This window comes from Lysinibacillus irui (genome assembly GCF_028877475.1).
GTDB classification, from domain to species: domain Bacteria; phylum Bacillota; class Bacilli; order Bacillales_A; family Planococcaceae; genus Lysinibacillus; species Lysinibacillus irui.
Window position 1 is genome coordinate 2,037,871 of sequence record NZ_CP113527.1, and the last position, 12,942, is coordinate 2,050,812.

Annotated in this window: 13 protein-coding genes; 8 read left to right on the plus strand and 5 right to left on the minus strand. The window is 39.0% G+C overall.

Annotated features, from left to right (window positions below):
- The first annotated feature begins 127 nt into the window (after nt 1-127).
- A complete protein-coding gene (gene ccsB, locus OU989_RS10165) occupies nt 128-1,312 on the plus strand; it encodes a c-type cytochrome biogenesis protein CcsB (protein ID WP_274797316.1) in 1,185 nt (394 codons plus the stop codon).
- A gap of 16 nt (nt 1,313-1,328) precedes the next feature.
- On the plus strand, nt 1,329-1,667 hold the full coding sequence (locus OU989_RS10170; RefSeq protein ID WP_274797026.1) for a hypothetical protein: 339 nt from the start codon (nt 1,329-1,331) through the stop codon (nt 1,665-1,667).
- Nucleotides 1,668-2,072: 405 nt separating this feature from the next.
- Here OU989_RS10170 and OU989_RS10175 read toward each other — a convergent pair whose 3' ends face one another.
- Both OU989_RS10175 and OU989_RS10180 read right to left on the minus strand, forming a co-directional pair.
- Nucleotides 2,073-3,263 (minus strand): amidohydrolase, encoded by a 1,191-nt coding sequence (locus OU989_RS10175; RefSeq protein ID WP_274797027.1) that lies wholly within the window; start codon nt 3,261-3,263, stop codon nt 2,073-2,075.
- Nucleotides 3,264-3,275: 12 nt separating this feature from the next.
- The gene (locus OU989_RS10180; protein ID WP_274797028.1) at nt 3,276-4,805 is read right to left on the minus strand and encodes an AbgT family transporter; all 1,530 of its coding nucleotides are present in this window, start codon (nt 4,803-4,805) and stop codon (nt 3,276-3,278) included.
- Between the two features lie 150 nt (nt 4,806-4,955).
- On the opposite strand from OU989_RS10180, the gene OU989_RS10185 reads away from it, so the two are divergent.
- The gene (locus OU989_RS10185) at nt 4,956-6,269 is read left to right on the plus strand and encodes a hypothetical protein (RefSeq protein WP_274797029.1); all 1,314 of its coding nucleotides are present in this window, start codon (nt 4,956-4,958) and stop codon (nt 6,267-6,269) included.
- 126 nt (nt 6,270-6,395) lie between these two features.
- Here OU989_RS10185 and OU989_RS10190 read toward each other — a convergent pair whose 3' ends face one another.
- The 3 genes from OU989_RS10190 to OU989_RS10200 form a co-directional block, all read right to left on the minus strand.
- Nucleotides 6,396-6,596 carry a cold-shock protein gene (locus OU989_RS10190; protein WP_274797030.1) on the minus strand — a complete coding sequence of 67 codons (201 nt, stop codon included), beginning with the start codon at nt 6,594-6,596 and terminating at the stop codon, nt 6,396-6,398.
- 216 nt (nt 6,597-6,812) lie between these two features.
- Nucleotides 6,813-7,439: a response regulator transcription factor gene (locus tag OU989_RS10195; RefSeq protein WP_274797032.1), complete on the minus strand. Its 627-nt coding sequence runs from the start codon at nt 7,437-7,439 to the stop codon at nt 6,813-6,815.
- Complete coding sequence (locus tag OU989_RS10200; protein WP_274797033.1) at nt 7,414-9,606, minus strand: ATP-binding protein; 2,193 nt, start codon at nt 9,604-9,606, stop codon at nt 7,414-7,416. The genes OU989_RS10195 and OU989_RS10200 overlap by 26 nt, the downstream gene beginning before the upstream one ends.
- A gap of 189 nt (nt 9,607-9,795) precedes the next feature.
- Here OU989_RS10200 and OU989_RS10205 point away from each other — a divergent pair, with 189 nt between their 5' ends.
- From OU989_RS10205 to OU989_RS10225, 5 genes are all read left to right on the plus strand, one after another.
- Nucleotides 9,796-10,716: a hypothetical protein gene (locus tag OU989_RS10205; protein WP_274797034.1), complete on the plus strand. Its 921-nt coding sequence runs from the start codon at nt 9,796-9,798 to the stop codon at nt 10,714-10,716.
- Nucleotides 10,717-10,790: 74 nt separating this feature from the next.
- On the plus strand, nt 10,791-11,768 hold the full coding sequence (locus tag OU989_RS10210) for a thymidylate synthase (RefSeq protein WP_274797037.1): 978 nt from the start codon (nt 10,791-10,793) through the stop codon (nt 11,766-11,768).
- Nucleotides 11,769-11,873: 105 nt separating this feature from the next.
- Nucleotides 11,874-12,137, plus strand: a complete 264-nt coding sequence (locus OU989_RS10215) for a hypothetical protein (protein ID WP_274797038.1) — start codon at nt 11,874-11,876, stop codon at nt 12,135-12,137.
- 44 nt (nt 12,138-12,181) lie between these two features.
- Nucleotides 12,182-12,388 (plus strand): thymidylate synthase, encoded by a 207-nt coding sequence (locus OU989_RS10220; protein WP_274797039.1) that lies wholly within the window; start codon nt 12,182-12,184, stop codon nt 12,386-12,388.
- A gap of 104 nt (nt 12,389-12,492) precedes the next feature.
- Nucleotides 12,493-12,906 (plus strand): Rrf2 family transcriptional regulator, encoded by a 414-nt coding sequence (locus OU989_RS10225; RefSeq protein WP_274797040.1) that lies wholly within the window; start codon nt 12,493-12,495, stop codon nt 12,904-12,906.
- Nucleotides 12,907-12,942: the final 36 nt, after the last annotated feature.

Below are 12,942 nucleotides of genomic sequence, written 5' to 3' on the forward strand. Positions count from 1 at the left end.
TCAATTCACCTGCTATTTCACCAATTTGTAACAATTCAAAAAAATAAAAATATTTACAGGGAAAACATGGCACCTCTTGCAATCTTGTATCGTTCCTATTAGTTGGAAGCAAATTCCGAAACAGAACATGGGAGGGATTCATGTGAATCAAGAAACCTTATTATCTATTAGCAGCAATTCTTTATTTGTTGCCTTTATCTTACTACTGATTGCAATTGTGCCTTTAGGGCTTGCGGTCAAATCAAAGGGCAAATTATTCGGCAAGCTAGGACTGTTTCTCACGTATGTAGCCTTTGCTTTACAGCTCGTCTATTTTGTGGTGAGATGGATGGCTGTAGATCATGCACCTGTGAGTAATATGTATGAATTTATGACATTCTTTGGCATTATGCTGACAGGAAGTTATTTAATTATTCATTTCCTCTATAAACAAATTGTAGTGGGCTTATTTACTATTCCTGTTTCATTAATCATCCTTGGATATGGAAGCGTTTTCGCGAAGGAAGTATCACCACTTGTTCCTTCACTGCAAAGCCACTGGTTAACTATTCATGTTATGACAGTTGCCTTTTCTAGCGCAATTTTATCAGTGTCCTTTGCTACAGGTTTGATTTATTTATTAAGAACGTTGGATGTCTCGAAGAAATCCATCAGTACATACGGTCTAGAGTTTGTTTTATATTGTTTAGTTGTGGTCATCGGCTTTATCGGTGTTTCCACGACATTTAGCTTTGCCTCAGACGATGTCAAAGTACAATTTGACAATGCGCAGGGACAGTCAGAACAAGCCGTTTACTCGATGATGCCACTTATTGTGACAAAAGGTGCGGTCACAGAAAATGGTGAAGCAGTCGGTATGATTGAAATCACGAACAAAATTGATGCCAAAAAGTTAAATTCCATTGTTTGGGCATTTATGGTCGGTACGATTTTATACGCTGTCATTCGATTAATTACAAGAAAATCTATTAGTGCTTTATTAAAGCCATGGACAAGCCGAGTGCAGCCCCAATTAATGGATGAAATATCCTACCGTGCTGTCGTCATCGGCTTCCCCTTATTCGCATTAGGCGGCCTATTGTTTGCTATGATCTGGGCACAAATTGCGTGGAGTCGCTATTGGGGCTGGGACCCAAAAGAGGTTTGGGCATTGATTACCTTTTTATTCTACGCTGCCTTTCTCCATTTCCGACTATCCAAAGGCTGGGAAGGTGAGAAAACAGCCTGGCTAGCCATCATCGGCTTCGGCATCATCGTATTCAACCAAGTCTTCGTCAATCTAGTAATTGCCGGCCTACATTCCTATGCTTAATTTAGAGTGCACTTGCTTGGAAGTAGACCAACCAGTGCGAGAACTGCTCCAAATCGGGTGGGTAGTGATCCAAAAGGTGAGGGAACCGCTCCAAAGCGAGTTGGAAGTGATCCAAGAGGTGATTGAACCGCTCCAAATTGGGTGGGAAATGATCCAAAAGGTGAGGGAACCGCTCATTAGTGAGGGGAAAGTGATCCAAAAAGTGATCGAACCGCTCCAAAGTGAGTGGGAAGTGATCCAAAAGGTGATCGAACCGCTCCAAAGTGAGTGGGAAGTGATCCAAAAGGTGATCGAACCGCTCCAAAGTGAGTTGGAAGTGATCCAAAAAGTGACCGAACCGCTCCAAATCGGGTGAGTAGTGATCCAAAAGGTGATCGAACCGCTCAATAGTGAGAGGAAAGTGATCCAAGAGGTGATCGAACCGCTCCAAAGTGAGTGAGAGGTGATCCAAAAGGTGACCGAACCGCTCCAAAGTGAGGGGGAAGTGATCCAAAAAGTGATAGAACCGCTCCAAATTGAGTGAGAAGTGATCCAAAAGGTGAGGAAACCGCTCCAAAGTGAGTTGGAAGTGATCCAAAAAGTGATCGAACCGCTCCAAAGCGAGGGGGAAGTGATCGAACTAGTGATCGAACCGCTCCACCAAATCAGGAAATCACACCAATGCAAGGCAGAACCACTTCACCCCGAAGAGAACCTCTTAAATCCTCCGCTTCTCAACAAAAACAGGACGAGATGCTGCATGCATCTCGTCCTATTAATTTTAATTATGCTTTGCGAAGTAGTCTAATGTTGCTTGGCCTAGAACGTTGGCAGCAATTCGTAAGGAGCGTTCGTCGATATCGAATTTCGGGTGATGGTGAGGATATACTTCCTCCCAATTTGGATTTTTTGCGCCTGTAAAGAAGAAGGCACCTGGGATTTCCTCTAAGTAATAGGCAAAATCCTCACCACCCATATTAGGGTCAACCAGTTCAACAGCTGCTACATCTGCAATTTTCTCTGCGGATTCCATAATATGCTCTATCTCTGCTTCATGGTTAACAACAGGTGGATAGCCTCGTACAAACTCATATTCGTAGTCTGCTTTTGTTAAATAGCATGTGGCCTTTAATAGTTCTTCAATTTCACGCTCTAGCAAACTGCGCTCTTCCTCGTGGAAAGTGCGTACAGTACCTTTCATATACACTTGATCAGCAATGACATTGAATGGATTGAGGGCCTCGATATGCCCAATCGACACTACTGCTGGACGTAATGGATTGACGCGACGTGCCACGAGCTGCTGTAAATTCGTAATAAACTGTGCCGCTAAAACAATGGAATCCTTGGTGTCACTTGGGTTGGAACCGTGGCCACCTTTGCCTTTGATTGTTATATAAATACCATCTGCTGCAGCCATTAATGGTCCCTTCGCTGTTTGTACTTTTCCAAGTTCAGTTGGAGCCCATAAATGTGTACCAAAAATAACATCGACACCTTCTAGGCAGCCGTCCTTAATCATTGAAATAGCTCCACCCGGGGCCAGCTCCTCTGCATGCTGATGAATAAAGACGATAGTTCCTGCTAGGTCATCCTTCATTTTGTTGAGGGCCTTCGCTAAAATTAACAGGGAGGCTGTGTGTCCATCATGTCCGCAAGCATGCATACGACCTTTAATTTTTGATTGGAAAGGTAAGCCTGTTTCTTCTGTAATGGCTAAGGCGTCAAAATCCGCGCGTAACGCTACGGTTTTCCCGGGTTTACCACCTACTAGCTTTGCCACAACACCATTGCCACCTACACCTTCATGAACCTCATGACCTAAGGCGCGATGAAAGGCTGCGATTGTTTTCGGCGTTTCTACTTCCTCGAAGGAAAGTTCAGGATTTTCATGGAAATGACGACGAAGCTGAATCATTTCTTCCTCATATTGCTTTAATAACTCTGCTAATTGTTGTTGTAATGCTGTCATGTAAAACACTCCTTATTTTAAGTAAATATAATCACCAGGTCCTAGCGGTAAACCGAATAGGAACCAAAGAGCAAATAAGATAATCCAGCCGATTGCAAAGAATACCGAGAACGGTAATAAAGAGGAAATAAGTGTCCCGATACCGATATTTTTATCGTAGCGCTTTGCAAACGACAGAAGAATCGCGAAATACGGTAACATCGGCGTTATTGGATTTGTAATCGAATCCCCTACACGATAGGCTATTTGTGTAATCGCTGGGGTATAACCTAAGTAGAGGAACATCGGAACAAAAATCGGTGCAAGCAAAGCCCATTTGGCTGATGCACTGGCGATTAATAAGTTAACAAATGCACAAATTAAAACAAAGCCAATCATCATTGGTAAACCTGTAAAATTTAATGCTTGTAACAGCTCAGCCCCTTTTATGGCTAAAATAGAACCAATATTACTCCAGTTGAAGAAGGCGATCATTTGTGAAGCGGCAAAAGCTAATACAATAAATGGTGCCATATCAGCGATGGATTTAAAAATTTTCTCCGCAACTTCTTTATCGTTTTTAACCTCCTTCGCTGCAATACCATAGGCAAGACCAGGTAATAGGAAGAAGAATAACATGATGGGTACAATGCCTGACATGAAAGGTGAATTTAAAAAGCCGCCTGTTTCAGGATCACGTAAAAGCCCATTCGATGGAATAACTGTAATAGCAATGACTAAAATATAAGCTAGCGTTACGATTCCAGCCCATTTTAATCCTCGTTTTTCTAGGGCTGTCAATGGCTCTAGCTTTTCAACCTCTCCGTTAAACGTACCGAAGCGAGGCTCTGTAAACTTTTTCGCAACCCACGTGCCAATAATGACTAGTAAAAATGTCGAAGCAATTAAGAAGTAGTAGTTCATCGTTGCACGACCAGTATACGTAGGGTCTGCTATATGTGCTGCTGATTCGGTAATTCCTAGTAATAATACATCGAGAGAGCTAATCAAAATGTTGGCACTGAAGCCTCCAGCTACAGCTGCATATGTAATAATTAAACCAGCTAATGGATTGCGACCAATACTCATAAAAATCATAGCTGCAATAGGTGGTAAAATGATAAATGCCGCGTCAGCAGCTAAGTTTCCAACTAAACCTGTAAAAATAATAAAAGGTACAATTAACTTTGTCGGTGCTGACATCACGATCTTCTTCATGACAGCCGAAATTAGCCCTGTTTGCTCAGCTAAACCAATACCAATCATCGTCACGATAACTAGCCCTAGAGGAGCAAAGCCTGTAAATGTCGATACCATTTGCGTTAAAATTAAGATGAGTCCTTCTTGACTTAGCAGGTTTTTGACTTCAATGACCTCATCTGTACCGGGTTGAACTGCTGAAATACCTAGCATAGATAGAACCCATGATAAAACTAGTACTATACCTGCTAGAATAATAAATAACGTGATTGGGTCTGGTAATTTATTGCCTGCACGTTCGATTTTATCTAACATGTTGTCAATCCAAGATTTTTTCTTAATTGTTTGTGAATTCCCTTGCATAAATTTCATCTCCTTTTATACTTTATTAGACTTATTCTTTAAAAAATGAATGTCTGTAATTTAAGACATTAAAAATCTATGTCCTTTATACAAAGAAACCGTATTTTCTGACTATTTTCAATATTTATTTTTCAATAAGGAGATATATGTATGTATAAAATTAATGTTTTTACCGCAAAACGTTCGCTTTCTTGGGTTCAGCAACTTGAAAAAATTAAACCCGCTTTTTGTAAATTTCATTACTATGCTTATAACGATAATGCACATTTACATGAGCTTTTAGAGAAGCATTTAGATGGGGGAGATGGAGCACTTTTTAGCGGGCAGATTCCTTATTTCTTTGCTAAAAGCTATTTTCAAGAAGTAACAGTACCCATGCATTATTTCGATATTTCAGAGCGTGATTTTTACCGTACCGTTACGGAGCTTTTTTATGAGAAAAAGATAGCTATGAATCGTATCGCCATCGATTTTTGTTATGAGGAAAACGGCTATCTTGGTATTCATGAATGGTCGATAGGTGAAAAACCGTTTCTTTTTAGCCAAACAATGAGCGAGTTCGCTAGTAGCGATATTATCGACAAAGCTGCAGAATGGCACATACAATTGCATAACGAAAACAAGGTTGAGCTAAGCTTTACACGCATTGCAGAAATACGTGAACGATTAGCGCTTCAAAACATACCGTTTATTGCTTTTTACCCATCTCTGTATGCCATGCAATTAACATTGGATCATTTTGTCAAACAGCTTCAAATTCGCCAGCTTAATCAAAACAAAGTCGTTGTTGTACATATTTTAATTCCGATAGACAAATCGAATCTAGATGACTTAGAATATCGGCAAATCGCCTTATATAAAGCGATTTTAGATTTCAAACGACTATATGCTTGTTCGTTTATCGTGCATCGAGAGGCTTCATTCCTTGCGATTATCACGACATATCAGCAATTCTTATCTACAACAGATCAATATACACATTGTCAGTTAGTTGATTTTTTAAATGATAAGCTATCCTTTCCTGTCAAAATAGGGTGGGGGATTGGTGACTCTCTTATTGAAAGTCAGGAGTTTGCTAAAAAAGCCGCAACCCTCTGCTCCTCAAAGGAAACACAGGGCTATATAATTGAAAATACACGAGAAATCGGACCTTTATTATATGCAACAAAGCTACAGTTTGACGATGAAAAACAACAATACTTAAAAACGTTAAGCACTACCTATGACATTCCTTTATTACAATTACAAAAAATTGACGCTATGCTGGAAAAGCTAACGACCACTATCGTCAGTGGCGAATTGCTCAGCACTCATCTTGGCATAACAGTCCGCTCGGCAAACCGAATTTTAAAGCAGCTCCATGAAAAAAATTTAGCACACGAATTGCCAAGCAATACCTCTTCAACACGTGGGCGCCCAAAAAAGTATTATCAAATTACTTTAACGAACAAGGACCTTAACTAAACTTACTATCAAACAGGGGCTTAGTGGACAGTTCCTTGGAGCTTGTATGATATAGCCTTGAAATATGAAAAAGAGACATCCATTGTAGGATGTCTCTTTATGATGCACGTCTATGTTAAGTGAAGATTATAGTTTCACTACATTCGTTGCTTGAGGTCCACGGCTTCCTTCTTCTACGCCGAATTCTACTTTTTGGCCCTCTTCTAAAGTTTTGAAGCCATCTGCTTGGATCGCTGAGAAATGTACGAATACATCGTTGCCACCTTCAACTGCGATGAAGCCAAAACCTTTTTCTGCGTTAAACCATTTTACTGTTCCTTGTGTCATGTAAACACCCTCCCAAAAAAATTCAACAATCAATTGCTTCCATCACATATAAAAAACGTATTCAAAAGCTTGTATTCCTTGTGTATACGCGTTTTTAATCATCGCAACGAAGTAATGTAATTATTACCTTTATTATAGTACAGAATTGTTTGTATATCCAGTATATTCCGTTTTTAGTAAAAGAATTTTTACAATTGTCATCAAATGGTAATGATATTAATCAATCCATGCTTTTTCCTTGGCCACAATGACGGCCTCTGCTCGGGATTCAACATTCAGTTTGACGAATAGCTTCGATAAATAATTTTCTACCGTGCGCTGAGTGACCCCTATAGCTGAGGCAATGGCTTTGTTCGTACAGCCTTGTGCAACGAGCTGTAATATTTCCTGTTCTTTATCACTTAATAATACCTCTTGCTGAACATTAGGTAGGTTGGTACGTTGCTGGACAAAGTCTAAGAAATCGGCTGCCAGCAAAATTTCGCCTCTTAGCGCTGCTTGGATCGTTTGAATCACCTGTTCCTTCGTTGCAAGCTTTGATAATAAGCCATCAATTTTTTTCTCAATGAGTAGCTCATAATAATCGGACAGCTCGTAGCCTGTATAAAGAATAATGAGTGCTTCAGGTTGTTTTTTCTTAATCATTTCTGATAATTGAATGCCATTGATTGGCTTCATATTAATATCAATTAGGAATAACTGAAAAGCTTCGGTATCCATTCTTGGTAAAACAGCTGCACTATCCTGTTCGGTTTCGATTTTGACATTGGCTAAATCCTGTAACAATGTTTTTGTACCATCTAAAACGACAGGATGGTCATCTATAATAAGTATGTTCATCATATGAATCCCCGTCCTCTTGTATTTGTATAAAAATATGCATGCCCTCATTGTGGCTAGATTGGATGGTAATATTACCATTAAAAGCACGGACACGTTCGCGAATGCCATTAATGCCCATGGATGCAGAGGACTGGATCAAATCGTCTATGTCACAGCCTATCCCATTATCGTCATATTGAAGGATAAAGCCATGGGGAACTGCTTGTAATTGGAGCGAGACCTCCGTTGCTTCGGAATGCTTGATTGCATTATTGAAAAGCTCCTGAACGAGACGATAGACCACGAGATGGAGGGTTACATCCTGGAATTGCACCTGATCTATTCGAGCATCTAATAAAAAGTCGGCACGTATCTTTACCTTTTGAATCAGTTTTTTTAAGGCTATTTGTAAGCCAAAGGTATCTAGTAGAGGGGGACTTAAGTTCTCGCAATATTCTCGTAAGTCCTTCGTCGCATTTAATAGTTGCTCACGAATATCCAGCACGGTTCCTTTGTTAATAGTAGGTGAGCCAGCAAGAACATCAAGCTCTCTAGCTAAATGCAGCTGCTCCTGCAAAATGGTATCGTGTAATTCCTGTGCTAAAATACTTTTTTCTTTCTCAATAATATTCCACAGCAATTTATCGAGCCAATGAAGCGGTGTATCACTGGTGTTTTTAATTTGCTGTATGTCACGAACTAAATCCTCAATTTGCTGTAAATTATTGATGGACATGGACACATACAGCGCGAGCAATTCTAACCAAAGCAGCTCTTCCTTTTGTAAGGCATGTTGTATCTCTAACATAATTTTTTCCTCACCAGCATCATGTAGCAGCAGCCGCGTATAGGAACTGGCAAGCTGTGGGGAATCTTCTGTTATCGTACAGATATGAAAGGCTGTCGTGCCTAGTTTTTCGGTAATTTCATATTTAAAACGGTCTAATAATTCTTGCTGGTTTTTTGCTTTCCCCATACGATGAACCGCCGCATATAAATTATGTACATAATTTCCAGTGGAAGAAAAGATAATTTTTCGATACTTAAAATCAATGCGTTCTTTTACATAAAAGCTAGCAATGATAACCAAAAACAGCAGTAAAAAAATACTTGTCATATGAACAATGGAAAGCTCGCCTAAAAATAATAGCGTAATCCCTGCTGTGGCTAGAAGGGCACTGAAAAAGGCCAGTGTTGAATAATAGCGTAAACGGGATAATTGGTATTCAATATCAAATAATCGTTCGTTCACCTGAATAAACAGAAATGAGAATGGAATAAATAATAAAAATAAAGCAGCTATTTCGGCGTGTAATAACGGCTTATGTCCTAAAATTTCAGGTGCCACGAAAAACAATAAAAATGGTAAAAATGGCACAATAAACGCAATGGCAATCAAACGAATTTTAGCTAGTTTCGTCCGTAAGTAACTCGTTAATAAAATATAAATAGCATAGAGCACAAGAATAGCAAATAAGCTCAAGTTTAAGAGAGGTGTCAACTCACGAACAGTTGGCAAAAATTCTCCTAGTAAATCACAGACCGGAATGATAAGTGGAAACAGATATAGCCATTTACTGTCGATATAGGTCCATTTAATTCGTAAGTAGTTGAAAAAATGCTGTAAAAAGTGAAGGAAGAGAACCATACATAAAATAATACATATGCCGATGACAAACTTGCCAATGACATTCCCTCTTGCAGAAGCGCCTGTGCTAATGTAGGCCAGGGAACAGGTTAATAAAAATAGAATCAATAAAAAAGTGGATAGATTATTTTTATTACGCTGACATAAATAAAGTGCAACAACGAAAGCTAAAAGAAAATAAAAGATAGGAAACAAAATTTGTAAATATAATTCTTCCGGCATATCTCGATGCTTTACAGCAATGGTTTGAATCGCCCCATCAGGTTTTTGAATCGTTAATGTATGGGCACTTCTAATGATGGAATATAGCTGAACAGAGCGGTCTTCCAAAGTCGGCTCTCCATCAATGGCTAGAACGATGTCCCCTTTATTAATATTTTTTTGCTGTGCCCATTGAGGATAGTAGCTATCGATGAAGACAGGTTGTCCATTTGTTATATCAACGCTCATACTAATAAAGGGCGACTTGATTGCAATGGCTAATACATAAATGCCAAGTATAAAATAGGTAAGAAAAATACTATATGTCCATTTTTTCATTATGAAACCTCAAGTTTGCTTATGATAATAATCTCCTATATATTATCGCTAATTATTGATAAATTTGGAATACCGAAATGACGCGTTTCGGAAAACCACTATTATTTTTTCGGAATAACGAAATAGTGTTTTCGGACATGGCTATGATAGGGTAAATTTAATCATTGTGACGAATAGGGGGGCTATTGCGTGAAAAAAGGCATTTTATCACTTATTGTGTTTTTCCTCATCGCTATGATCATGAGTCCGTTGACCACGAAAGCCAAAACGGTAGATCAAGAGAAAGTCGAAGTGGAAATTTGTCTCATCGGTAGTGATAATCATTTTGTTTATAAAATTCCGAAGCGTTTACATAAGGATATACCCTACACTGAAATGAGGAATGGCATTCAAGCTTCCTTAGCTAGTCATTGGAAAATTGAAGAAGCTCATTATGAGGCGAATAATTCAAATGTTGCTTACACCTTTTACATAGGGGATTTATTTCAAGAAAAGCAAGATGGGCAGCTGAAGGTATCGATTCCTTATCGTATTTTACTTGGGATGTTTGGGGAACAGGATCCTATTCAATTGCGTATTTTAGCGAGTAAGTTATCCCATTGGACTGTCAATACAAAGGATTGGACGGCACTTGGCTTTATGGAGCCTTTTACTTTTTTAAGTGAGCGCGAATATATATATGAGGGCGCAGTCGACGATTTATTGAACCAAAGGGTGGGTCATTTTAATGGTACGATTCAGAAAAATCAATTATTAGTATACAGTGTCATTTATTTTAGTTTTATTGGTATTCAATTGCTTGCTTGTCTCATTTTGTCGAGACGCTTAAAAAGAAAAATCATTCAAAATCCAGACAATATGCATCAGTTCCGTAGACTGAATTATCTGTATCAATTACTACCAATTTTAATTATTGTTGCCCAAATCATCTTTCTTGTGATGACTGGCCTTATTACAGCATTCGGGCTTTACTTCAGCCCTGGCATCGATTTATTAGTTATCGTTGGACCTATTTTACTCAATATTATTTTACTTCCTAGCTTTTTCGTCACGGCAGAGAGTGAAATCTCCCGGGAGCTTAACAACAAGAATTCCTACCATTCGAGCTAATAATAGACGTACGAAAATACGCTGTAAAATGGTATAATGGTCAACAGCAAACTTGAAGGAGCTGTTGAAGAAAAATGACGCATCCAGAAATGGCGTACTTAAATTTACTACAACATATATTAGAACATGGCACGAAAAAAGAGGATCGTACAGGGACAGGTACATACAGTGTCTTTGGTTACCAAATGCGCTTCGATTTAAGCAAAGGCTTTCCACTATTAACAACAAAGCGTGTGCCTTTTAAGCTTGTAGCGAGTGAATTGCTATGGTTCATAAAAGGGGATACAAATATTCGTTATCTATTACAGCATAATAATCACATCTGGGATGAATGGGCATTTAAAAAATGGGTAGAATCAGACGATTATACTGGCCCTGATATGACGGATTTTGGTCGCCGTTGTTTAGTGGACGAATCGTTTAATGTCCTCTATCAAAAAGAGCTTGCCTCATTTTGTGAGCGTGTTTTAACAGACGATGATTTTGCACAACAGTACGGAGATCTTGGCAATGTTTATGGCAAACAATGGCGTCATTGGACAACCTCTAATGGAGAAAGCATTGACCAGTTACAGGATGTCATTGATCAAATTAAGCATAATCCTGACTCACGTCGTATCATTGTCAATGCATGGAATCCAGAGGATGTCATTAATGCGGGTGCAAAGGGCAGTAAAGCGGCATTACCGCCATGTCATGTCATGTTCCAGTTTTATGTAGCTGATGGTAAATTAAGCTGTCAGTTAATGCAGAGAAGCTTAGATACATTATTAGGCTGTCCTTTCAATATTGCTTCTTACGCCTTATTAACTCATTTGATTGCCCATGAATGTGGACTCGAGGTTGGTGAATTTATTCATAGCATTGGGGATGCTCATATCTATGCAAACCATGTGGAGCAAGTTAAGGAACAGCTTTCACGTGAGCCAAGAGACCTACCAACATTACACATCAATCCGAATAAAACATCGATTTTTGATATTGAGCTTGAGGATTTATCTATTGAAGGATATGATCCGCATCCTACGATTAAAGCTCCTATTGCCGTATAATACTAGCAGCAGCCATTATGGTTGCTGTTTTTTCTTGCTTTCATCTAGTTCTTACTAATCATTTTAGTAAACGGGTAAATAGTTAGATGACTAGTTAAAGAGAAGTTGATTATATTAATTATGGGATTATTAGCATTATTTGGAACAATGGCGTTCGTCAACATAATGGTAGAGGTGAAAGTTGTGAAGAATACACTAGTACTTCAAGCAGAAGAAAGTGAACCACATCCAAGACATCTAGAACAAAAAATTGGTTTGGAGCAACAAATGTTTTCTGTTAATACTGCAAAATTGTCAGAGCAGCAAGTCCTAGAGATGATGCAAATCATTGAGGAGATTCGGCTGAAAGGCTATAAAGAAACACTATAAATGTAAGCGCCTTCTAAGCTATAATGGCTGTGGAGGTGTTTTTTATGAACGTAATTTTTATCGATTCATTTTCAGGGGAAGAATTATTACATATGGTCTCACAGGATGTAGCGGGTATTTTGGCAGCTGCTCAGGGAGAAAGTGTGACATTTCCAGTAGGTCACTTTAAATATGAATTTCACAATTTAGATTTTTATGAGGACAATGGACAAATCCGTCAAGAATTAGTGATTTATGTGAAAAAAATATAAGTCATGCATGGGAAATAGTTAAAGGGAAACAATATTTACAGGTGACAGTGCTTGACTTTTTTCTGCACCTGTAACTATAATGGTTACAACAGGTGGTGATTCATATGGTGAACAGTCGATTTTCGGTGGCGATCCATATACTTTCGCTCATTGCCACAACATCTGATAAAAGCCTATTAACGTCCGATTTTATTGCTGGCAGTGTGAATACAAATCCGGTTGTGGTGAGACGTATGATTGGTGTCCTAAAAAAAGCGGGCTTACTTTCATCACGATCTGGGATGGCCGGCTACGAGCTATTAGTTGAGCCAAAGGATTTAACATTGTTAGCCATTTATCAAGCAATGGATGGGCCAAAGCAGCTTTTTGCGATTCATGATGAGCCTAATCCAGCGTGTGCAGTGGGACGTAAAATCCAACATACATTGGAAGGGGTTTATACATCTGTTTGGCAGGCAATGGAGGAGCAATTACAAGCACAGACGCTTCAGGACGTGCTAGATCAACTTCGTATTTAGACGGAGATGATCTTTTGTATCCAACCTGTAACTAAA

Excerpts from the sequence above, each read along its gene's own strand:
- OU989_RS10225 (WP_274797040.1), top strand. The coding sequence starts at position 12,493 with ATGGTGAACAGTCGATTTTCGGTGGCGATCCATATACTTTCGCTCATT.
- OU989_RS10185 (WP_274797029.1), top strand. The coding sequence starts at position 4,956 with ATGTATAAAATTAATGTTTTTACCGCAAAACGTTCGCTTTCTTGGGTT.
- OU989_RS10190 (WP_274797030.1), bottom strand. The coding sequence starts at position 6,596 with ATGACACAAGGAACAGTAAAATGGTTTAACGCAGAAAAAGGTTTTGGC.
- OU989_RS10220 (WP_274797039.1), top strand. The coding sequence starts at position 12,182 with ATGAACGTAATTTTTATCGATTCATTTTCAGGGGAAGAATTATTACAT.
- ccsB (WP_274797316.1), top strand. The coding sequence starts at position 128 with ATGGGAGGGATTCATGTGAATCAAGAAACCTTATTATCTATTAGCAGC.
- OU989_RS10180 (WP_274797028.1), bottom strand. The coding sequence starts at position 4,805 with ATGCAAGGGAATTCACAAACAATTAAGAAAAAATCTTGGATTGACAAC.
- OU989_RS10210 (WP_274797037.1), top strand. The coding sequence starts at position 10,791 with ATGACGCATCCAGAAATGGCGTACTTAAATTTACTACAACATATATTA.
- OU989_RS10200 (WP_274797033.1), bottom strand. The coding sequence starts at position 9,606 with ATGAAAAAATGGACATATAGTATTTTTCTTACCTATTTTATACTTGGC.
- OU989_RS10175 (WP_274797027.1), bottom strand. The coding sequence starts at position 3,263 with ATGACAGCATTACAACAACAATTAGCAGAGTTATTAAAGCAATATGAG.
- OU989_RS10195 (WP_274797032.1), bottom strand. The coding sequence starts at position 7,439 with ATGATGAACATACTTATTATAGATGACCATCCTGTCGTTTTAGATGGT.